The 21,686-nt window shown below is 58.6% G+C and carries 18 protein-coding genes and 1 tRNA gene; 7 read left to right on the top strand and 12 right to left on the bottom strand.

Going from position 1 to position 21,686, the window contains the following annotated elements; all coding sequences use genetic code 11:
* Positions 1-239: 239 nt before the first annotated feature.
* The 6 genes from OS189_RS00230 (at position 240) to OS189_RS00205 (ending at position 8,343) form a co-directional block, all read left to right on the top strand.
* On the top strand, positions 240-2,237 hold the full coding sequence (locus OS189_RS00230) for a CocE/NonD family hydrolase (protein WP_267165274.1): 1,998 nt from the start codon (positions 240-242) through the stop codon (positions 2,235-2,237).
* 120 nt (positions 2,238-2,357) lie between these two features.
* Positions 2,358-3,965, top strand: a complete 1,608-nt coding sequence (locus tag OS189_RS00225) for an ABC transporter substrate-binding protein (protein ID WP_267165273.1) — start codon at positions 2,358-2,360, stop codon at positions 3,963-3,965.
* 7 nt (positions 3,966-3,972) lie between these two features.
* Positions 3,973-4,929, top strand: coding sequence for an ABC transporter permease (locus OS189_RS00220; protein ID WP_267165272.1), 957 nt, complete (start codon positions 3,973-3,975; stop codon positions 4,927-4,929).
* Positions 4,926-5,741: an ABC transporter permease gene (locus OS189_RS00215; protein ID WP_267165271.1), complete on the top strand. Its 816-nt coding sequence runs from the start codon at positions 4,926-4,928 to the stop codon at positions 5,739-5,741. Before OS189_RS00220 ends, OS189_RS00215 begins: the two co-directional genes overlap by 4 nt.
* Entirely contained in the window at positions 5,738-7,375 is a 1,638-nt protein-coding gene (locus OS189_RS00210; protein ID WP_267165270.1) for an ABC transporter ATP-binding protein, read from the top strand. The genes OS189_RS00215 and OS189_RS00210 overlap by 4 nt, the downstream gene beginning before the upstream one ends.
* A gap of 131 nt (positions 7,376-7,506) precedes the next feature.
* Entirely contained in the window at positions 7,507-8,343 is an 837-nt protein-coding gene (locus OS189_RS00205; RefSeq protein WP_267165269.1) for an alkaline phosphatase family protein, read from the top strand.
* Between the two features lie 23 nt (positions 8,344-8,366).
* Here the strand turns inward: OS189_RS00205 and OS189_RS00200 are convergent, their stop codons facing one another.
* From OS189_RS00200 to OS189_RS00145, 12 genes are all read right to left on the bottom strand, one after another.
* Positions 8,367-9,290, bottom strand: coding sequence for an alpha/beta hydrolase (locus OS189_RS00200; RefSeq protein WP_267165268.1), 924 nt, complete (start codon positions 9,288-9,290; stop codon positions 8,367-8,369).
* Positions 9,290-11,167: an acyl-CoA synthetase gene (locus OS189_RS00195; RefSeq protein WP_267165267.1), complete on the bottom strand. Its 1,878-nt coding sequence runs from the start codon at positions 11,165-11,167 to the stop codon at positions 9,290-9,292. Before OS189_RS00195 ends, OS189_RS00200 begins: the two co-directional genes overlap by 1 nt.
* Positions 11,168-11,396: 229 nt before the next feature.
* Positions 11,397-11,828, bottom strand: a complete 432-nt coding sequence (lysM, locus tag OS189_RS00190) for a peptidoglycan-binding protein LysM (RefSeq protein ID WP_267165266.1) — start codon at positions 11,826-11,828, stop codon at positions 11,397-11,399.
* 72 nt (positions 11,829-11,900) lie between these two features.
* Positions 11,901-13,703: an ABC transporter transmembrane domain-containing protein gene (locus tag OS189_RS00185; RefSeq protein WP_267165265.1), complete on the bottom strand. Its 1,803-nt coding sequence runs from the start codon at positions 13,701-13,703 to the stop codon at positions 11,901-11,903.
* Between the two features lie 98 nt (positions 13,704-13,801).
* A tRNA-Gly gene (locus tag OS189_RS00180) sits at positions 13,802-13,875 on the bottom strand.
* Positions 13,876-13,957: 82 nt separating this feature from the next.
* Complete coding sequence (locus OS189_RS00175; protein WP_267165264.1) at positions 13,958-14,686, bottom strand: maleate cis-trans isomerase family protein; 729 nt, start codon at positions 14,684-14,686, stop codon at positions 13,958-13,960.
* Complete coding sequence (locus OS189_RS00170; protein ID WP_267165263.1) at positions 14,683-15,825, bottom strand: M24 family metallopeptidase; 1,143 nt, start codon at positions 15,823-15,825, stop codon at positions 14,683-14,685. The genes OS189_RS00175 and OS189_RS00170 overlap by 4 nt, the downstream gene beginning before the upstream one ends.
* Positions 15,825-16,862 (bottom strand): pyridoxal-phosphate dependent enzyme, encoded by a 1,038-nt coding sequence (locus OS189_RS00165; protein WP_267165262.1) that lies wholly within the window; start codon positions 16,860-16,862, stop codon positions 15,825-15,827. Before OS189_RS00165 ends, OS189_RS00170 begins: the two co-directional genes overlap by 1 nt.
* Before the next feature lie 71 nt (positions 16,863-16,933).
* Positions 16,934-17,500: a hypothetical protein gene (locus OS189_RS00160; protein WP_267165261.1), complete on the bottom strand. Its 567-nt coding sequence runs from the start codon at positions 17,498-17,500 to the stop codon at positions 16,934-16,936.
* A complete protein-coding gene (locus tag OS189_RS00155; RefSeq protein ID WP_267165260.1) occupies positions 17,497-19,737 on the bottom strand; it encodes a xanthine dehydrogenase family protein molybdopterin-binding subunit in 2,241 nt (746 codons plus the stop codon). Before OS189_RS00155 ends, OS189_RS00160 begins: the two co-directional genes overlap by 4 nt.
* Positions 19,738-19,740: 3 nt before the next feature.
* A complete protein-coding gene (locus OS189_RS00150) occupies positions 19,741-20,199 on the bottom strand; it encodes a (2Fe-2S)-binding protein (protein WP_267165259.1) in 459 nt (152 codons plus the stop codon).
* Between the two features lie 24 nt (positions 20,200-20,223).
* Positions 20,224-21,000, bottom strand: a complete 777-nt coding sequence (locus tag OS189_RS00145; protein WP_267165258.1) for an SDR family NAD(P)-dependent oxidoreductase — start codon at positions 20,998-21,000, stop codon at positions 20,224-20,226.
* Positions 21,001-21,105: 105 nt separating this feature from the next.
* Here OS189_RS00145 and OS189_RS00140 point away from each other — a divergent pair, with 105 nt between their 5' ends.
* Entirely contained in the window at positions 21,106-21,666 is a 561-nt protein-coding gene (locus OS189_RS00140; protein ID WP_267165257.1) for a TetR/AcrR family transcriptional regulator, read from the top strand.
* The last annotated feature ends 20 nt before the right edge of the window (positions 21,667-21,686 follow it).

Raw genomic sequence — 21,686 nt, 5'->3', positions numbered from 1 at the left:
CGCCGTGATTTCACCGTTATTTCGTCACATTATTCTCACGAATCTGTAAAATCCAGTGTTTTATCAACAGATTTTCCCCGTAGATTCATATATGTGCGCCCTCTGCAACAACACTGCGAAGAACCCCAGTTAATCAGCGCTATGTCTCGTGATCCAACATTATGATTCTGATCAACACGTTACGGTGCAAAGTGACTTCACACGTTGACATATTGCGCGGCTGTACAGACGATAGACACATGACAGATAAAAACAACGCTTTGCGCGACCTGACCGAAGACCCCGATCACATAATTGTACTTTCTGACGGAACCCGCCTTTCAACGCGGCTCTGGCGTCCGGTAGATGCAGACAGCGATCCGGTTCCCCTGATCCTTGAGTTTCTACCCTATCGCAAGCGCGACGGAACCTGTGCGCGCGATGCGCTAACACACCCATATTTTGCGCAGCGCGGATATGCCTGCGCGCGGGTCGACAGCCGTGGCAATGGCGACAGCGAAGGGTTGATGGAGGATGAATACACGCCGCAGGAACTGGCCGACGCGGTCGAAGTTATCAATTGGGCCGCAGCACAGCCGTGGTGCAATGGTCATGTCGGCATGATGGGGATCAGCTGGGGCGGATTCAACTCGCTTCAGGTTGCTGCCCTTGCGCCGGAACCTTTGAAGGCAATTATAACACTGTGCTCTACCGTCGATCGATTTGCTGACGACATCCATTACAAGGGCGGCTGCCTGCTGAACGAGAATCTTGGCTGGGGGGCCACGATGTGGAGTTATTCGAGCCGCGCACCTGATCCCGCGCTGCGCGAAAACTGGCGCGAAATGTGGCTTGACCGGCTGGAAAACGAGCCCTTCCTGCCCTCGGTCTGGCTGCGTCACCAGCGCCGGGATGCCTATTGGCAGCATGGATCGGTTTCAGAGGATTATTCAAAGCTGAAGGCGAAGGTGCTGGCTGTCGGCGGCTGGGGTGACTCTTATAAGAATGCCGTACCGCAACTGGTGGAAGCGCTTGACGATGCAAAAGGAATTGTTGGACCATGGGTGCACAAGTATCCCCATTTCGCTGCGCCCGAACCGCGCATCGGCTTTTTGCAAGAGGCGCTGCGTTGGTGGGACCACTGGCTCAAAGGTGTCGATACCGGTGTGCAGGACGATCCCGATTACCGCGCTTACCTGATGGACGGGGTGCGGCCCGCCGCATGGTATACCGAACGCCCCGGTCGCTGGATCGCGGAACAGAATGGGGCCACAACGCACCTGCCCGTACAAACACTTAATCTGGGCGCAAACGGAACGCTAGGCGAAGCCCCCCAGGCGATCAGCGAAACCATCACCTCACCTGCGCATTGCGGCGCCAGCGCGGGTGAATATTGTGCGATCTGGCTTGGACCCGAAATGCCGGGCGATCAGCGTGCCGATGACGCGCTGTCAACTACATTCACTTCCGCACCGCTGGACGCCGATATGGATCTTGTCGGCGCCCCGCGGGTGACACTTGCCCTGTCATGCGACAAACCGCAGGGGCAAATCGCCGTGCGGTTGAACCACATTCATCCTGACGGAGCGGCAACACGCATAACATATGGCGTGCTGAATCTGTCGCATCGCCATAGCGCCGCCGACCCGCAACCGATGACACCGGATAAGACCGAACATGTTGTGATTAATCTCGACCACGTTGCCTACCGTATTCCAGCGGGTCACAGGCTGCGGGTATCAATTTCCAACGCCTACTGGCCACTACTGTGGCCCTCTCCCGAGGCGACACAGCTGACGCTGACCAAAGGCAGCATCGCACTGCCCCAGCGCCCGACGACAGGCGGCAACGAGGTGGAGTTCCTTCCACCCGATGCAGCGGAGCCATGGCAAACCGAAACAGTCCGCCCCGAAAACCACATCCGGCGTCAGGAAACCGATATGGTTACGGGCACCCACAGCCTTGTAATCGAAGATGATTTTGGCGAGGTTCGCGATGTCGATCATGGTCTGGTTTCCGGCTCTGTCGCGAAGGAACGGTGGGACATTCACCCCGATGACCCATTGTCGGCGCGTGGTGAATGTATTTGGGAAGACACCATTAAGCGCGATAATATCAGCCTGCGAACCCGCACCAGCTGCGCCATGCATTCGGACGCCAAGGCCTTCTATTTAAATGCTAAAATTGAAGCTTGGGAAAACGAAAAGCTGGTGTATTCGCGCGAGGAAAATGACGAAATTGCCCGCGACAACCTCTGACACTCGGCCCCCCTTTCGGGGATTTAACCTTGCGACACCGCGCTAAATGCGTAACTTTGCTTCACCACTGAAAAACAGCGCGTGCAACAGACCCGCGATTCCAACTGGGAGAACCACACTATGAACGATCAACTTAAACAGCTGAGCACAGCCGTCACCAAGGGCCTGATGACCCGCCGTGAGTTTGTTGCCCGCGCGGCGGCCCTCGGCGTGACCGCAGCTGTTGCGAACTCCATGCTGGCGGGGTCCGCGCAAGCGGAAGCACATGCCAAGCCTGTTGCAGGTGGTACGTACCGCATGGGTGTTCAGGGCGGTCAAAGTACCGACACCCAAGACCCGGCACTCTGGGCATCTCAGGTTCCGCTGGCTGTTGGCCGCCTTTGGGGCGAAACGCTTGTCGAAGTGTCACCGGAAGGGAGCCCTGAGGGGCTGGTCGCCGAAAGCTGGGAAAGCTCGCCAGACGCAAAAACATGGCGTTTCAAAATCCGTCCTGGCATCAAATTCTCTAACGGTCAGGCCGTAACCGCCAATGATGTGATGCGCACGATGGAACGTCACTCGAACGAAGAATCCAAATCCGGTGCATTGGGGATCGTCAAAGGCATTTCCGGCATGCGCACGGATGGCGACGATATCTTTGAAGTCACACTCGAAATCGGCAGCGCCGACCTTCCTTACCTGATGTCGGACTATCACCTGATCATTCAGCCTGACGGTGGATTTGATAATCCGAACGCCGCCATCGGCACCGGCCCCTATGTTATGGAAGATTACCAACCCGGCGTCAGCGCGTCCGCGACGCGCCGTGATGATTACTGGGGCGGCTCACAGGAAGAAATCGCGCACTATGACCGTGTAGAAGTGATTGTTCTCAACGATGCCACCGCGCGGACCGCCGCTTTGCAATCAGGTCAGGTGGATGTGATCAACCGCGTCGAGCCAAAGATCGCCAAGTTGCTGGACCGCGCCCCGAACCTGAGCGTCAAGAACGTGTCGGGCCGTGGCCATTATGTGTTTATCGCGCATATCGACACAGCCCCTTTCGACAACAATGACCTGCGGCTCGCACTGAAATACGCCTGCAACCGTGAAGAACTGGTCGAAAAAATCTTGCAGGGTTATGGCAGCATCGGGAACGACATCCCGATCAACGCAGCCTATCCACTGTTCGACGAAACTATTCCACAGCGCACCTTTGATCTGGAAAAGGCCAAAGAACATTACGCGAAGTCCGGTCACGACGGCAGCCCGATCATCCTGCGCACTGCTGATGGTGCGTTCCCCGGTGCGGTCGATGCGGCAGCGCTGTTCCAACAATCCTGTCAGGCAGCTGGCATCCCGCTTGAGATCAAGCGCGAGCCGAACGATGGCTACTGGTCCGAGGTCTGGAACGTAAAGCCGTTCTCCTGCTCGTACTGGGGTGGCCGTCCTGTCCAGGACCAGATGTATTCAACGGCATACCTCTCAACAGCCGATTGGAACGACACCCGCTGGAAGCGGCCGGAGTTTGACGAGATGCTCCTGGAAGCCCGTGCAGAGCTTGACGAGGGCAAGCGTAAGGAAATCTATTCCAAAATGGGCCGCATGCTGAACGAAGAGGGCGGTGTGATCCTGCCGATGTTCAACGACTTCGTGGATGGCGTTTCCAACGACATCCTCGGCTACGTCAACGACCCGAACAACCCGATGATGAACTACTACGCCTTCAAAAAGACATGGAAGGCGTAATTTACAGATGCATCCGGTCATCAAACTGGTCGCCCAGCGCTTAGCGCTGGGCCTCCTGCTCCTCCTCGCCGCGTCCGTTCTCATTTTTGCAGGCACCACGATGTTGCCAGGCGATGTGGCGCAACAAATTCTTGGACAGGGTGCAACCCCAACTGCGCTTGCAAACCTGCGCGCGGAGCTGGGCCTGAACGACCCTCCCGTGACCCGCTATTTCAACTGGTTGGGCGGTGTCTTGCAGGGTGATCTGGGCACAGCGCTGACAAACGGCCGCGACATCGCTGAAAGCATTGGCGGGCGGTTGAAAAACACCATGTTCCTTGCTTTCTGGGCTGCGATCATCTCGATCCCCCTGGCGATTTTTCTGGGTCTGCTGGCCGTCAGATACAAAGACAAATGGCCGGACAAACTGATCTCGGCAGTGACGCTGACCACCATTTCCATCCCCGAATTTATGATCGGCTATATTCTGGTGTACTGGCTGGCGATCAAATTCCGCTGGTTCCCGTCGGTCGCTATCATGAACGACTCCATGAGCCTGCTTGAAAAGCTGAACGCGATTGCAATTCCCGTCATTGTGCTGACGCTGGTGGTTCTGGCGCATATGATGCGCATGACACGCGCTGCCATTCTGAACGTGATGCAATCGGCCTACATCGAAACAGCCGAGCTGAAGGGGCTTCGGATGCTCAAGATCATCCGCACCCACGCCTTTCCCAACGCGGTCGCCCCTATCGTCAACGTTGTCATGCTGAACATGGCCTATCTTGTTGTCGGTGTCGTCGTCGTCGAGGTGGTTTTTGCCTATCCCGGTATGGGACAATATCTGGTGGATCACGTATCAAAACGTGACGTTCCGGTTGTCCAGGCCTGTGGCTTGATCTTTGCCGCTGTCTATATCGGTCTTAATCTGATCGCCGATATCGTCTCGATTGTTTCGAACCCAAGGTTGAGGCATCCCAAATGATCCGCATCCCTCCCGCGGCCCTTATCGGCCTGTTTTTCACATCCGTCTTTTTCTTCTGCGCGATCTTTGCCCCCTACATCGCCCCCTATGGTATGGCCGAAGTGGTCGGCGATGTCTGGGAGCCCTCCTCGTCGGAGTTTCTGCTTGGCACTGACAGCATCGGACGCGACCTGCTGAGCAGGATGATCTGGGGCGGGCGCACGACAATCTTCATTGCAACCGCCGCCACTATTCTCAGCTTTGTTACCGGATCTGTTCTCGGGTTTTTTGCCGCTGTTTCCGGTGGCTGGGTCGATCAGGTGCTTAGCCGCTTTATTGATCTGATCATGTCCATCCCTTCGCTGATTTTTGCGTTGGTTGTTCTTTCGGTTCTGCCCACAACCATTATGACCCTTATCGTTCTGATGGGACTGTTGGACAGCACACGCGTTTTCCGCCTTGCCCGTGCGGTGGCCGTCGACATCACTGTGATGGATTACGTCGAAGCCGCCCGTTTGCGCGGTGAAAAAATCGGCTGGATTATCTTCCGCGAGACACTGCCGAATGCGCTGTCGCCGCTGGTGGCGGAAATGGGCCTGCGCTTTATCTTCATGGTGCTGTTTGTGTCCACGTTGTCGTTCCTTGGTCTTGGGGTACAGCCCCCGCAAGCGGATTGGGGCGGTATCGTGAAAGAGAATAAAGAAGGCATCAACTACGGCATTCAGGCAGCGCTTTATCCGGCCTACGCGATTGCCATACTGTGCATCTCGATCAATCTGGTCGCAGACTGGATCCTGAGCCGCACGACGTCACTTAAAGGGGGTCGCGGATGACCGAGCCACTGCTAAAAGTACGCGGCCTGAAAATCGGCGCTACGATCTATCCCCCCGGCGAAAAGTCACGCGAGATCGAGATCGTTCATGGCGTCGATTTCGATCTCGAGGCAGGCAAGGTGCTGGGCCTGATCGGTGAATCAGGGGCGGGCAAGTCAACCATCGGCCTTGCTGCAATGGCCTATGGCCGTGGCGGTGTGGAACTGACGGGCGGCGAAGTCTGGGTAAACGGGCGCGATGTTCTGAAATCGCCACTGCGCGACAAGCGCCGCCTGCGCGGTGCGGAAGTTACCTATGTCTCACAATCCGCCGCGGCATCGTTCAACCCCGCCAAGCGGATCATGGAACAGGTGACCGAAGCGGCGATCAGCCAGGGTAAGTTTTCCAAGCAGGATGCCGAGGCCCGTGCCGTGGCGCTGTTTGAAAAGCTGGGCCTGCCAGACCCGGAAACCATCGGCACGCGCTATCCGCATCAGGTTTCGGGTGGCCAGCTACAGCGCTGCATGACCGCACTCGCGCTCTGCCCCGAACCCGATCTGGTGGTATTTGACGAACCGACAACCGCGTTGGACGTGACCACCCAGATTGATGTGCTAAAGGCGATCAAGGATGCGATCCGTGATACAGGTGTCGCCGCGCTGTATATTACCCACGACCTTGCCGTTGTGGCGCAGGTCAGCGACCATATTATGGTGCTGCAACAAGGCTCGATGGTGGAATACGGCACCGCTGACCAGATCATCAACAACCCGCAAGAGGAATACACCCAAGCGCTTGTTTCGGTCCGTTCGATCAAGCACATCGAGAAAGAGCCGACTGATACGCCGGTCTTGAAGGTGGAAAATGTAACCGCACGCTACGCGGGTACAAATTTTGATGTTCTGAAAAATATCAACGTAGAAATCCACCCCGGACAGACGCTGGCAGTCGTGGGCGAAAGTGGCTCGGGTAAATCAACGCTCGCCCGTGTGATCACCGGCCTTCTGCCGCCCAGTGAAGGCCAGATCACATTTGACGATCATGTCCTGACTTCCGGTCTATCCACACGCCCCAAGGAAGATCTGCGCCAGTTGCAAATGATCTACCAGATGGCAGACACCGCCATGAACCCGCGCCAGACAGTTGGCACAATCATCGGGCGCCCGCTTGAGCTGTATTTCGGTCTGAAAGGCAAGGAGAAGCAGAAGCGGATACAGGAATTGCTGGATGAGATCGAACTGGGTGACGGCTTCCAGGACCGCTATCCGGCTGAACTGTCCGGTGGTCAAAAGCAGCGTGTGTGCATCGCCCGTGCGCTTGCGGCCAAACCCAAGTTGATCATCTGTGACGAGGTCACATCGGCGCTCGACCCGCTGGTGGCCGATGGCATTCTGAAACTGCTGCTAAAGCTGCAAAAGGTTGAAGACGTCGCCTATCTGTTCATCACCCACGATTTGGCAACGGTAAAAGCGATTGCCGACAGTATCGCGGTGATGTTTCAGGGCGAGGTTGTCCGCTATGGTCCTAAATCACAGGTTCTGGCACCGCCCTTTGACGACTACACTGATCTATTGCTCAGTTCTGTTCCCGAGATGCGTCTTGGCTGGCTTGAGGAAGTGATTGCACATCGTAAAATGGAAAGCGCGGGCAACTAGGCCTGTCTGGTAGCTCTGCCCGTCTTCGGGCCGAGCCACCTCCGCTACGCCCGCCAATCCCTTCGTTGTCGGCTTGCGCAACGCTGTCAGCTTGTTATGTCTGGAAGCAATGATATCTGCGGAGCATCCTCATGGACAACAAACTACTTTTGATCATCCTTGACGGTGTTCCCTACCGCAACTGGCGCCGTCTGTTTGGCAATCTGGAAGGATGGGTAGACAGTGGCGATGCGCGCGTGTGGAAAATCCGCTCGGTTTTGCCGTCTATTTCGGCGTCCTGCTATGCCTCCATCCACACCGGAGTCGCCCCTGCCGTGCACGGCTGTACAGGGAATGGCAATGTTTTCCGCCTCAGCCAGCCCGATGTCTTTGCCCAGACGCGCAAGGCAGGTGGCGTGACTGGCGCTGTCGCACACAGCTTCTGGTCGGAGTTTTTCAACCGTCATCCATTCGACTACGTGCGCGATGTAGAGTATGATGAGCCCGACAGCACCACCATTAACCACGGGCGGTTTCACACCATGACCGGCTATGGCATGGCCAACCAGATGACGCCATCCGATGTCGATCTGTTCGCCACGCTCACCAATCTGTGCCTGCGATTTGGTCTGGATTACGGCATGCTGCATACCTGCACACTGGACAGCATGGGGCATCGCTTTTTTCACGAAAGTCAGGAAATGGATCACGCCTGTTTTGTGATGGATGAAATGCTTGCCCCGTTTATCAGCAAATGGCGCGAGGCCGGATACGAAGTGATCGTAACCGCCGATCACGGGCAGGATGCGCGTGGGCATCACGGTGGCCGCGATCCGTTGCAACAAGAAGCAGCGCTGTACTATTTCGGCCCCGCAGAAGGGCCTGAGGAAGATACCATTATCGACCAGTTGCAACTGGCCCCGACGATCCTGTCGCGCCTTGGCGCGCCCGTCCCTGATACGATGAAGGCAAAAAGCTTTTTGCGGTAGCGACACCCGCTACCGCTGCGCAATCAGTAGGGCCATTCGTCTTTAGCCAGCGCAATCACCGCGTCCGATACACGATCAAAAAACGCGGCACCGCGCGTGCTGCAATTGCGCGCGCGCAAGCATCCGTGCACCAGCCCCGCCTCTTCAAACCACACAGCCTTGCCGCCTGCGGCAGTAATTGCATCACGATAGCTTTCGCCATCGCTGGACAGCGGATCACATTGCGCCGTGACAATGACTGTCGGCGGCAGGCCTGTGAAATCAGTATCGTGCAACGGCGCAAAGCGCGGATCATCGTCTGGCGGCTCTGCCCCCCCTGTGCGAATGGTTTTGTAAAACTCCATATCGCGGGTGGTAAGTTCGGGCGCGTTGGCGTGTTCGATATAGCTGCCCTTCGTCCGGTCACCGCCCAGCCCCGGATAGATCAGCACCAGCCCCGTTACGCGCTGTCGCGCATGGTGCGTCACGGCGGCAGCCAGATTGCCACCAGCACTGTCGCCGACCAACAGCACAGGGCCGGCATATTGCGCCGTAATCGCATCGAATGCCGATTTGGCATCGTTGTAACATTCGGGGAATACTGCCTCGGGCGCGAGACGGTAATCAACCGATATTACCCGCGCCCCCGAGCGCCCGCACAGCTCCGCACAGACATCATCATGGCTGTGCAACCCGCCCACCACGAAGCCACCGCCGTGATAGTAGATCAGCGTAACATCGCTCGGCCCTACCTCGTACCGGCGGCAGGGGACGCCGCCGTGGGGTTCATCCCATGTCTCCACCCCTTCAGGGCGACCGGCGTGGAAGGCCGCGCACATGTCATCGTAAACCGCGCGCTGCTGCGCGATTGTCAGATCAACCGCATCGGGCGGATAAAACTCGGCCCCGCGCGCGATATAGGCGCGCACCTCGTCATCCAGAAGTTTTGAGTAATCGGGGCCGGACATCACCCTTCATCCCACTGGGTTACATAATCACCCAAGACAGCATCCACCGCATCGGCATCGGCACCGTTCATCGCCATGATCGCAACCAATCCGCGCTTTTTATCATCGATCACATGATCAACTCGCGCTGCCACACCAGCCTGCTCCAACGCGCCGTCAAAGACGCGCGTGATGGCCATACGGCGCAAATCAGGCTTGAAGATTTTGCCGACACCGGTTTTCGGCAACTCGTCCAATATCTGGATATGCTTGGGCTGGGCGGCACGCTCGCGGACGTGCTCTTTGCAAAACGCCATCAGTTCATCGGCTGTGGCAGAGCCACCATCGACCAGTTCCACAAACGCGCAAGGCACCTCGCCCGCGTGGGCGTCCGGCTGCCCGATCGCACCGGCAAAGGCGACGGCCTCGTGGCCCAGCAATGCTTCTTCGATCTCGGCTGGGTCGATATTGTGACCGCCGCGAATGATCAGGTCCTTGGCACGGCCTGTAATCCAGATATATCCGTCTTCGTCCTTGCGGCCCAGATCACCTGTGCGCAGATAGACGCCATCGTGGAACAGATCCTTGTTCTTATCCACTTCAGTATAGGTACTGCCCGCCAGAATACCGGGGCTGGAGATACAGATCTCACCCACCGCATCGACACCGGCATCAACAGGGCCATCCGGCGTCGTATTGATGATGCGCACGCGGGTATAAGGGAATTCGACCCCGACCGAGCCGACTTTTTTGATACCGTCCGCCGGGTTACCTGACACAAGACAGGTGGCTTCTGTCAGCCCGTACCCTTCGAGGATTTCCACGCCGGTTGCTTTTTCAAAGCGGCGGAACAGTTCAATCGGTAAAGGGGCAGAGCCGCTGAAGGTGCTTTTCACCGTGCTGATATCGGCATCAACGGGCCGCTGCATCATTGCAGAGATTGCCGTCGGCACACCGATGATAAAGCTGATCTGCCAGCGTTCAACCAGCTTCCAGATGTTATCAAACACGCCTTCGCCACGGTATCCTTGCGGTGTGGGGAATACGGTGTGCGCGCCCGCTGTCAGGGCGCCCATCACGATGACGTGGCAGGCAAATACGTGGAACAGTGGCAAGGGGCACAGGATATTGTCTGTCTCGCTCAACAAGATTTTTTTGCCGACCCAGCCGTTGTAAATCATGCCGGAATAGGTGTGCTGTGCCACCTTCGGCATTCCCGTCGTGCCGCCGGTGTGGAAATAACATGCAATACGGTCTTCCTGCGGGTCTTCGAATTGCAGGGTTTTGGGCTGCTTGGCCAGTTCTTCGTGAAAGTTTTTGTAGGTCGCCTGATTCTGCACTGCCCGTTTCGGACGGATGAGTGGCACGATGAATTTTTTCAACCCGGTCAGATAGCGATGCAGATCAACTTCCAGAACAGTTTTAACGTTTGGCGCCAGCGCAACCGCTTCGGCGGTTTTGTCGGCAACATCCGTTTTGGGGAACGGGCGCAGGGTGACAACAACGGTTGCATTCGTCTCGCGCAGGATCGCGCCGATCTGTTCGGCGTCCAGCAGTGGGTTAATCGGGTTTACGATCCCCGCAATGGCACCGCCGAAAAAGCTTAGAAGGGTTTCAGTTGCGTTGGGCAGCACATAGGCAACGACGTCTTTCGGGCCAATCCCCAGACTGCGAAACAGATTCGCCGCCTGTACCGATTTATCGTGCGTTTCCTGCCACGTAAGGGTCTCGGCGTTATCCTTTGGGCCAGAAAGCAACTGATAGCTGATCGCATTCCGATTTGCGTATTGCGATGCGGTGTCGGCCATCAGACTGTACAGCGTTTTATGTACGTCACGATCCTCCCATGCGCATTCCGCTTCTATGGCGTCACGATCGACAATCCCTGAATATCCCATGTGTATTCCTCCCTGAGCTGCCACTTTTTGCGGCTTGCAATATCTTTGTACGTAACGATGACCGCCTCGTGGCAAAAGTTCAAGCAAAGCATGTGATCAGACGCAGCGTTACGGGCAAAGTTGCCCGAACGTCATCTTGCTTGCGGTATTTTGAGGCTGCAAGGGGAAGAAGGCGACACCAAAGCCGCCGGTATCGCGCCCCTGCACAAACAGGGACGCGATAGCTGCATCAGGCTGCGGGAATGCGCAGCACCTGTCCGGGATAGATTTTGTCAGGATGGCTCAGCATCGGTTTGTTGGCCTCGAAAATCTTTTCGTAGTGCGCGCCGTTGCCCAGTGTCTTTTCGGAAATCGCCCACAGGGTGTCACCCTTTTCGACGGTGTGGAAAGTTGGCTCACCCTCGCCGCCGGTTACGTCATCTTCGACTTCGGCCACGCCTTCAACGTTGCCCACAGCCAGAATGACCTTTTCGCGCATTTCCTGTGACGCGGCTTTGCCTTTCACCTTCACTTTGTCGCCCTCCACGGTGATGTCCAGACCCTCGGCATCAAGCCCCAGACCTTTCAACTCATCCTGCAACGCGGCGCCGGATACTTCGGCATCGTCTTCACCGCCAAAAACCTTTTTGCCGGCACCTTTAACGAAACTCCACAGACCCATGTTAATACTCCCTGAATGGATTCATTTGTACTGTGATTGTTTCATCCTGTCCTGCACGGGCGCAAGAGGGAATTACTCTGCAGCGATGCCATCGGTGAATTGCAACCGCGCCAGACGCGCATACAGCCCGCCCTTGGCAACCAACGCATCATGGGTGCCCGTGTCGACGATGCGCCCCGCGTCCAACACAACAATGCGGTCGGCTTTTTTGACGGTTGCCAGACGGTGGGCCACGATCAGCGTGGTGCGTCCCGCGCTCAGCTCTTCAACAGCGGCCTGTACCGCGCGTTCGCTTTCCGCGTCCAGCGCGCTGGTGGCTTCGTCCAGCAGCAGCACAGGCGCGGCGCGCAAAATAGCACGGGCAATGGCGATACGCTGCTTTTGCCCCCCCGACAGCATAACGCCCCTTTCACCTAGATAGCTGTCATAGCCTTCGGGCAGCGCTGCAATAAAGTCATGCGCAGCAGCGGCATGGGCGGCGCTCTCGATCTCGGCGTCAGTTGCATCGGGGCGGCCAAAGCGGATGTTTTCACGCGCGGAGGCGGCAAAGATCACGGGATCTTGCGGCACCAGCGCAATCTGGCGGCGGAAGGCGTCACGCGTCAGGTCACGCAGATCAATGCCGTCAAAGGTGATGCGCCCTGATTGCGGATCGTAAAACCGCAGGATCATCTGGATAATTGTTGTTTTCCCCGCGCCGGACGGGCCGACAAAGGCAACAGTCTCACCCGGTTTGATTTCCAGCGTAACCCCGTCGAGAGCGGGAATTTCAGGCCGTGCAGGATAGCGGAAGCTGACATCCTCAAACCGGATATGGCCCTGCACCGGTTCGGGCAGTGCCTGCACCAGTTCGGGATCGTTCACGGGATCTTCTGCTTCCAGCAGGTCCACCAGACGTTCGGTGGCACCAGCGGCGCGCTGTAATTCCGACCAGATTTCCGACAGGGCGGCAACCGCACCCGCAACCATCACCGCATAAATTACAAACTGCACCAACGCGCCCACGGTCATCACGTCTGCACGCACGTCGCGCGCGCCGATCCACAACACGCCTACAACGCCGGTAAACACCAGAAAGATCACAATCGCGGTTAGAAACGCGCGCGTCTGGATGCGGCGGCGCGCCGCATCGAACGAACTTTCGGTCATTTGGGCAAACTGCGCGCGGCTGCCTGTTTCATGGGTGAACGCCTGCACGGTCTGTACCGCACTCAGACTTTCGGAGGCATTGCCGGAGGATGCTGCAATCCAGTCCTGATTTTCACGGCTAAGCACCCGCAAACGCCGCCCCAGAAACAGGATCGGCAGAACCACGGCAGGCACGATCAACAGCACCAGCCCAGCCAGCTTGGCCGATGTCAGAAGCATCAGGATCAAGCCGCCGATAAAGGTCAGAAGGTTACGCAGAGCGATCGAAATAGAGGAACCGATCACACTAAGAATCAATGTGGTATCGGTTGTGATCCGGCTTAGAACCTCACCCGTCATGATCCGTTCGTAAAACACCGGGCTCATCGAAATGACGCGGTCGAACGTGGCTTTTCGAATGTCCGCAACAACCCGTTCACCGAGCCGTGTGACAAGTGCATAACGCAGCGCCGAGCCGACGGCCAGCAGGCTGGCGATGGCCAGGGCGGCCATAAAGTACTGGTCCAGAAGCGCAGTTTCGCCTGAATCGAACGTATCCACAACGCGGCGCACGGCCAGCGGCAGTGCAAGCGATATCATTGCCGTGGCGATCAGCGCCGCAAGCGCACCCAGCATCAACAAACGGTACGGGCGCAGAAACGGGAAAAGGGCCGCCAGCGCACTGATACGGCGTGACCGCGCACGCTCTTCGGTTGCCGAGGGCGGGGGCGTGGGAGTTTCGGCCATGCGCTGTCCTTTATCAAAATGGTGCAGCGCTTCATCGCGCGCGGACAGGGCGGGGTCAAGCGCGATAGGCTAAACAGTGGCGGGGTTGGGGGAGATATTGGAGCGGGCGGCGGGAATCGAACCCGCGTCATCAGCTTGGAAGGCTGAGGTCTTACCATTACACAACGCCCGCGCTCTGTGATTGGGTATGACATCAGGGGTTGAGCGTCAAGATGGTGATGCGCTCTGGCAGGGTTGAAATGCCAGAAAATTTTTCAGGACGCCGAGAGGCTGCCTAACTGTCCCGGAACGCGTGCTTGCGCGCTCATGTGCCACGCCAGCACCTGATTGCTTGAAAGACACGGCAATCCGGTGCGCGCTTCAATGGTTTCGATCACATCCAGCGTTCGCAAATTTGTGCAAGACAGGAAAATGGCACCAACCCGCCCTTGCCCCGCCAGATCACAAGCCGCATCAACCAGCGCGCGTGGCGAAATCCGCGCAACATTTGCTTCGTTCGCTTCTTCAAAGCTTCCGAAAACCGGTGTACCTATTCCCGACTGCGACAGAGCAGCCTGCAACCGCTCAGATACATCAGCCGTATAGGGTGACAGCAGCGCGAGTTCCCCCACCCCCATCGCGCCACATGCGGCGCGCAGGGCTGTAAGCGGGTCAGACACACGCGCGGCGTCTACCCCCGCTTTGATCAGCGTTGCCACCTGCGCTGCACCGATTTGCGCAGTGGCAGACGTGCAGCCATATCCGACAACGTCAAAGCAACGGGTTTGGGGCAGCAACCGCGCAGCGTCCGTCAGGTGGTGTGTCATCGCCTTCAAGTTCTCAGGCGTCACATCCGCGCTGGAAGGCACGCGTGTGATGTACAGCGCCACATCAACCGGCAGCATCCGGCGCAAGTCGCCCTCAATCGTTTCATCAACCTGCAAAACCACCAGTCCCAGCGGCGCGGGCCCGTCAGGCGCGGGGGAATAGCCGTAGCGCGTCACAGCTGCACCATTTCCGGCCCCGCGCGCGGCGATAAAAAGCGGGGAGCATCATCGGTGATCACAATAACTTCTTCATGCACCAGCAGCTTGCCTGCACCTGTCGCGACAGATGGTTCCAGCGTGATGACCATACCTGCCTGCAAGACCGTGTGATCATCGCCCGTCAACGACAGCCCTTCGGTCAGTTGCATCCCCAGACCGTGGCCCAGCCGCCCGGCATCCCCGCTGCCCACGCCACCGGTGACGATCCCGTCCATCGCGTGAAACAGCGCAGACGCAGTAGCGCCGACACGTGCAATTTCCGCCGCGGCGCTGATTGCATCAATCGCGCGCGCATGTGCGGAAAGAACCCGCCCTGACGGTGCGCCGATGCTGAAATTGCGGTCAAAATCGCAAAAGTACCCGTCCCGAACAAGCCCCGTGTCCAACATCAGAACATCGCCTATCGCAAGGGGCGTATCATCAGCGGGCGAGATCACATCGCCGTACCCGCCCTCTGCCGCCGCACCGGCAAGGTAGGGGACCCAATCGGCCCCCTCCTCCAGACACAGGCGCTGGAAATCGCGAAACACACGGCCAAGCGGCACTCCCTCTTCCGCAATCTCGGGCACACGGGCAAATGCGCGGCTTGCGATGGCGCAGGCTTGGGCGATCTTGTTAATCTCGGCCTGCGATTTCACCGCCCGCAGGCGTGCCAAGATACGCGCATCGTCCTGTACCATTCCCCGCAGCCCCGCCTGCACCCGCGCCCAATCGGCCAGCGGCATCCGCAGATGGCTTTCCGGCCCCATCGGCGTACCAATACGCGCAGCGCCAAGAGTGTTGAGCGTATCCGTCAGCAGGCTTACCCCGTCATCCGCACTATCAGGCGCGCGCCATGTGCGAATGTCGTCAACCCATGTCCGCCCCATCAAAGCGGCCCCGATAGAGGGGATCACGGCAATAGGCTTGCCGGAAGCAGGCACCACCAGAAACCAAGGGCGCGAAGGGCTTTCCCAGAACCGCGTGAGATAGCCGGTGAAATAACGGATGTCCGGCTCTGTCGTCAGCAGCAGCGCATCAAGGTTTGCCACCTCCATCATAGTTTGCGCGCGGACTAGGCGCTGCTGGTATTCGGATCGGGCAAAGCCGCGCTGCACTAGGATGGTCCTTCGCTCAGCACACAGAATATTCGCGATTGCGCGGTAATTCCCAATTCATCACGCTGCCCGTCGCCGAGCGCAACCAGAGCCGATACCCCCGCCGCACCTGACGGGGTAGAGCCGAAGCCCGCCACCATGGCAAGGCCCGCCCCCGCCTGCCCTTCGGCTTCCGAGATTAGCGCAAAAGCGTCCGCATCACGCGCCAGACCTTTCAGCGCAATCAGCGAGGGCATCTTGCAATCCAGCCGCCCCATATCGGACACGGGGCCGCTGCTTTGCACCGGGCGGCCCAGCGCGACCGAGCCGTGCAGGGCCGCAGCAGCGTCAGGCTCAACCACGATGACGCGGGGGCCATCCCCCCACGCCTGCCGTGCCATCACCGCGCAAGCACAGGCCAGCCCGCCGACACCCGCTTGCAAAAAGATGTGGGTTGGCACATCTGGCAGTTGCGCGATCGCTTCGGCCATCAAAATGGTGTACCCTTCCATCAGGCGATGCGGGCGATCAATATAGCCGTGCCATGATCCGTCGGACAGCAAGTCCCAACCGTTGTCATCTGCGGCTTTTTCCGCAGCGCGCATGCTCTCTTCGTAGGTATCGCCCTCGCGGACAACCCGCGCGCCCTGCGCTTCGAGCCGTGCTGCGAAACCTTCAGGCACCGTCTGTGCGATATAGACAACCGATGCTGCGCCAAAGGCATTTGCCCCGGCCGCAACAGACAGGCCGTGGTTGCCAGCACTTGCGGTTACGTAGGTGCGGCCGCTTACGTCGCGCTGCTGTGCGTCACTCGCAATCACATAGGCCGCGCCGAGGGCTTTGAAGCTGCCCAGCCCCATGCGCCCGCGTTCATCCTTGATCCAGACATCCTGTACCCCTGCATGGGTGGCGATGGCCGTGGCGGATGTCAGCGGCGTCTGCGCCGCCACCGGACAACGCGCAACCAATGCCTGCGCGCGCGGCGCATCGGCGGAGGGAAACGGGATCTCGTCCAGACCGGACATTGGCGCAGGGCGGGTTATGTGCAAAATTTCCATACCGCGAGGAGAAGCGTGCAACCGCGCTACGTCAAGATATTTCGACCATCCCGCTGTTGGGAGGTTTTAGCTCACCCTTCCTCGCAGGGCATGCCCGCGTCGCCCCACGTCTGCAAATCCTGCGCCAGTGACGCAACCGATCCGGGCGCGCTGTTGCGCCCTGCGCCGGGTTTGAAGCCGTAATTCACAAAGGCGCTGGTGCGCACATGATCGATCAATCCAACCAGATCGAAGCCGTCATTGGTTTCGGGATCACGCAACTGCGTACACACTTCGGCACTGGATTTACCGCGCCATGCCAGTTCAACAGGCGGCAAGCGCCACGCGTCATCAATTTGCGGCGCGCTATGCGGTACGGCGTTTTCACCCGCCGCGCTGATATGGCAGGCGCGGCAGGGAATACTCTCTGCGCCGATGCGGCTGGCGTCTGCTACAATGTTCATCCCGTGCAAACGGTTGCGGCCATAGCCCAGATCATCCCAAGCGGGACGACCACTGCTGCCGACGTGGCAGTTTGTGCAACGCGGGTGCGAAGCAACGGCATAAATGCGCGACCATGCCGCCATGCCATCAGGCGTTTGCGCCTGCACAGCAATAGGCGCGGCCAGACACGCGACGGCAGCCAGAACAAACCTCATACAAACGTCACCGATTTGTGAAATGGCATTTCGCGCAGCCGCACACCCGTTGCTGCAAATATTGCATTGGCCAATGCGGGGGCCGCGGGGGGGACCGGCGGCTCTCCGATGCCGCGCACGGTCGAGTTATTTTCCAATCCGCGCACCTCGATTACGGGGCATTGATGCAGGCGCATCCCTTCTGACAGGTGATAGTTGTCCTGCTCCGCGCGCCCGTCCGAATAGGTGATTTCAGAGTTCATCGCATGGCCCAGACCCCAGATCACCCCACCTGCAACCACGTTCTCAAACGTCACCGGATCAACGACACGGCCCACTTCGGCGGCGACCCAGACATGATCAATCTTGATACCGTCATCGGTATCCGTCACCTCGACCACTTCGGCCACGGGAACACCGAATGAAGTGACCAATGCCACGCCCCGCCCTTGCTTCGGCCCCAGCGGGCTGCCCCAGTTTGACATCTCGGCCACCGCCTCAAGCACAGCGCGCGCGTCCGGGTCGTTCGCCAGCCGCAAACGCTCCGCCATCGGGTCGGCACCTGCGGCGTGAATAAGCTCGTCCAGAAAGCTTTCGGCAAAGAATCCGGCCGTGGACGCCCCGACAGAGCGCCACGAAGATGTCGGCGCAAGCTCCGGCACGGCATAGGCACGCACCCGCAAATCCGGCACGGCATAGCGCATGTTCCATGCGCCTGCGGCAATCTGCGTATCCGGCCCCGGCACGGGCGCGCCAAGACGTTTTGATTGTGATCGCGATGCAGACACCGTAGCGATATCAAGATCAACCGCGGTAACCCTGCCGCCCGCATGTGCCCCCCGTCCACGGGCCATGCCGATCTGACGATTATAATCCTGCGCAAAATCTTCCTCGCGCCGGAAGGTGAGTTTGACAGGCGTGCCAGGCACCTCACGTGCAACGTCAACAGCAACGTCGATGTTATCAAACTCAAGCCGGTGACCGAAACTGCCGCCTGCGTATTGGTTGTGCAAATGGATCTGGCCATCGTCCATTTCCAACCGCGCAGCGATGCGTTGGTGGACGAAGCGGGGCAATTGATGTGATGCTAGGATGTCCACACGCTCGGGCGTGACGGTCACCAATGCGCTCAACGGCTCAAGTGGCTGGTGCGCGACATAGGGCGCGCGGTATTCGGCCTTGACGATATCGCCCTTTTCCAGCGCCGCTTCTACATCACCGTCATTGCGCCACTCCTTGTCCAGCCGCTCGGGCGTAAAGGATGCCTCGACTGCGGCCCAATGGTCCGCCTGCTCTGACGGATAGGGGGCTTGCGCCCAATCGATTTCGATCTCTTCAAGGGCGCGAAAGGCGCGCCAAGTGTTATCGGCAATCACAGCAACACCGTAGGGAAGCGCGACAATCTGTTTTACGCCGCGCATGCCCTCGGCTGCGGTGGCATCATACCCCAGCATTGGCGCACCCTTACGCGGGTTCATCCGCACGGAAGCGTGGACCATGCCATCTACCTCCAGATCAATGCCGTAAGTCTGGGTTCCGGTTGATTTTGCGACGATGTCCAGACGTTGCAGCGGCTTGCCGATCAGGCGCCATTGGGACGGATCGCGCAATGTCACATCAGACACTGGATCAATCTGCGCGGCGCGCGCGGCCAGCGCGGTATAGTCAATGCGCGTACCATCGGGCAAAATCACAGCACCGCGTTCTGTACCAAGCTGCCCCGCGTCCAGCCCCGTCTCCTGCGCCGCCGCTGCCTTCAGCGTCTCGCGCGCCACGGCACCGGCCTGGCGCAGTTTGTCAAAACTATCGGGCACGGATGTCGATCCGCCGGTCACTTGCGCGCCCAGCACCTTCATCACTGCGCCCATGGTGTTTCGCATGGCCTGCGCCGCAAAACCGTCATCGTTAGACCGGAACGGCACCGCCTCGGACGCCAGCGCGGTATTGTAATAGGCCGCAGCAGGCTTACCCGGTGTGGTGGTGATCTGGTCAAGCTCTACATCAAGCTCCTCTGCTATCAGCATCGCCTGCATAGAGGCAGCCCCCTGCCCCAGATCGGTGTGCGGGGTGACAAGTGTAATTCCGTCAGCATTGATTTTGACCCACGGGTTAAACACCGCATCGCCTTCGGCTGCATCCGCACTCAGCGGATTGTCCGGATCACGCTTCACCAGATACGCGCCAAAAGCGACGCCACCGGCGATCGCGACCGAGCCGATCAGAAAGCTGCGCCGTGCGATAGTTTTGATACGACCCATGGCTCAGGCTCCCTGCAATTTTGTGGCGGCAGTTTTCACAGCGGCGCGGATCCGGGGATAGGTGCCACATCGGCACAAATTGCCGCTCATCGCTTGATCAATCTGGTCATCGGTCGGGGTTGCATTCAGGTCCAGCAGGCTAGCGGCCTGCATGATCTGGCCCGACTGGCAGTAGCCGCATTGCGCCACCTGATGTTCAATCCACGCGGCCTGCACGGCATGCAAGGCATCGGGCGTGCCCAGCCCTTCGATTGTGGTGATATCGCCGTCAACATCCCCTGCCGCCAACTGGCACGAGCGGACGGCGACCCCGTCAACATGCACGGTACAGGCACCGCATTGGGCAATGCCGCAGCCGTATTTCACCCCCTTGATGCCAAGCTCGTCGCGCAGCACCCACAGCAAGGGCATGTCATCTTCGACATCAACATCGTGGGGACTTCCGTTTACGTTCAGTTTCATCGTCTGTTCCTTTTCGGAAAATGCCTATTTGCTTTGCATCCGTGCGATCATTCTCAGCACCATCCGGCGCGGCATCATCGGGATAATCCAATTCACAAGAAAGCCGAGCGGCTGCTCGTTCACGCTCACCAAGGTGCCGCGCAACATCGCGTCATAGCCGTGCTTTGCAACATCCTGTGGGGTCTTACCGCCCCCCGCAACCAGCTTTGTGCCGTGCAAACCAGCACGATCCGCGAAAGCGGTTTTCACATATCCCGGCGCCAACAGGGTCACGGTGACCCCTTTGGGGCGCAACTCATAGTCCAGCGCTTGCGAAAAGCTCTGCACAAACGCTTTGGTTGCGAAATAGACCGCTTGCATCGGCCCTGGCATGAACCCCGCAGTCGAGCCTACATTCAAAATCCGGCCCTGTCCCCGCTGCGCCATTTCGCCGCCGAAGTGATGGCAAAGGGTCACCAACGCTTTTACATTCAGGTCAACCATCCCAAGCTCGTCCGAGATGCCGCGATCAATATGGCGGCCCTGCCCGCCAAAGCCTGCGTTGTTGATCAGGATATCAACCTGCACCCCCGCCGCCGTGATCTGTTTGATCAATTGCGCTGCACCATCGGGTGAGGCCAGATCAACGGGGAACACATGCGCCTTGATTGCATGCTTTTCGTGCAGTTCATCGGCAAGCGTTTGCAACGCCTGCGCCGAGCGCGCAGTCAACACAACATCACCGCCCCGCGCAGCGTGATAGCGCGCCAGTTCGGCACCGATCCCCGAGGATGCGCCAGTGACAAGGGCAGTGTTTGGCATAGAAATCTCCGCAAAATTCAACAGGTGTTGAAACAAGAAATACGGCACACCTTGCATATGTCAACACGCGTTGACAAATTTCGGGTGGACGGTAATGATCGGGTAATGAGCAAGGCACTGATCACCCGTGAGAAAATACTGTGCAATGCGCGCGCGTTGCTGTGGCGCTACGGCTATTCCAATGTATCCCTGCGCCAGATCGCAACTGCTACGGGTGTAGATGTGGCGCTGGTATCGCGGTATTTCGGAAACAAGCGCGGACTGTTCGAAGCCACGCTTGAGGGGGCTTTTGACACCCCTCCTGCCGCTACACCAGCGGAACTGGTGGAGACGGTCGTGCAGCTGTTCGTCTCGCACCCGCGTGATCCCGATGCGGTGTCTATGCTGAACCTGATGTTGATGAACGCGCAAGACGAAGAAGTAGGCGCGCTTGTCCGCGCACGCCAGCAGGCGGTTTTACAAACAGCGGCAGAGCGCGCCATTGGCGATCCGGCGCGCGCGGCGCTGTTTATGGCTGTTGTACTGGGGATGAGCGTGGCCGAAAAATCGCTGCATCTGTCCGGTATCGCGCCCTGCGACACCCCCGAATACGAAGCCCAGCTGCGCCATATGCTGCTTGCCGCGCTATCTTTTCAGACGGGTGACGCGACGGGCAACAGCCGCTAGGGCGTGTGCCAGTCAGGGGC

Source organism: Sulfitobacter sp. F26169L (genome assembly GCF_026410285.1).
Taxonomy (GTDB): domain Bacteria; phylum Pseudomonadota; class Alphaproteobacteria; order Rhodobacterales; family Rhodobacteraceae; genus Sulfitobacter.
The sequence above is the reverse complement of the archived record's forward strand: the minus strand, read 5'-3'. Positions and strand labels throughout refer to the sequence as shown.

Excerpts from the sequence above, each read along its gene's own strand:
- OS189_RS00155 (WP_267165260.1), bottom strand. The coding sequence starts at position 19,737 with ATGGGTCGTATCAAAACTATCGCACGGCGCAGCTTTCTGATCGGCTCG.
- OS189_RS00140 (WP_267165257.1), top strand. The coding sequence starts at position 21,106 with ATGAGCAAGGCACTGATCACCCGTGAGAAAATACTGTGCAATGCGCGC.
- OS189_RS00195 (WP_267165267.1), bottom strand. The coding sequence starts at position 11,167 with ATGGGATATTCAGGGATTGTCGATCGTGACGCCATAGAAGCGGAATGC.
- OS189_RS00205 (WP_267165269.1), top strand. The coding sequence starts at position 7,507 with ATGGACAACAAACTACTTTTGATCATCCTTGACGGTGTTCCCTACCGC.
- OS189_RS00225 (WP_267165273.1), top strand. The coding sequence starts at position 2,358 with ATGAACGATCAACTTAAACAGCTGAGCACAGCCGTCACCAAGGGCCTG.
- OS189_RS00165 (WP_267165262.1), bottom strand. The coding sequence starts at position 16,862 with ATGGAAATTTTGCACATAACCCGCCCTGCGCCAATGTCCGGTCTGGAC.
- OS189_RS00150 (WP_267165259.1), bottom strand. The coding sequence starts at position 20,199 with ATGAAACTGAACGTAAACGGAAGTCCCCACGATGTTGATGTCGAAGAT.
- OS189_RS00185 (WP_267165265.1), bottom strand. The coding sequence starts at position 13,703 with ATGGCCGAAACTCCCACGCCCCCGCCCTCGGCAACCGAAGAGCGTGCG.
- OS189_RS00200 (WP_267165268.1), bottom strand. The coding sequence starts at position 9,290 with ATGTCCGGCCCCGATTACTCAAAACTTCTGGATGACGAGGTGCGCGCC.
- OS189_RS00145 (WP_267165258.1), bottom strand. The coding sequence starts at position 21,000 with ATGCCAAACACTGCCCTTGTCACTGGCGCATCCTCGGGGATCGGTGCC.
- lysM (WP_267165266.1), bottom strand. The coding sequence starts at position 11,828 with ATGGGTCTGTGGAGTTTCGTTAAAGGTGCCGGCAAAAAGGTTTTTGGC.
- OS189_RS00210 (WP_267165270.1), top strand. The coding sequence starts at position 5,738 with ATGACCGAGCCACTGCTAAAAGTACGCGGCCTGAAAATCGGCGCTACG.
- OS189_RS00230 (WP_267165274.1), top strand. The coding sequence starts at position 240 with ATGACAGATAAAAACAACGCTTTGCGCGACCTGACCGAAGACCCCGAT.
- OS189_RS00220 (WP_267165272.1), top strand. The coding sequence starts at position 3,973 with ATGCATCCGGTCATCAAACTGGTCGCCCAGCGCTTAGCGCTGGGCCTC.
- OS189_RS00215 (WP_267165271.1), top strand. The coding sequence starts at position 4,926 with ATGATCCGCATCCCTCCCGCGGCCCTTATCGGCCTGTTTTTCACATCC.
- OS189_RS00160 (WP_267165261.1), bottom strand. The coding sequence starts at position 17,500 with ATGAGGTTTGTTCTGGCTGCCGTCGCGTGTCTGGCCGCGCCTATTGCT.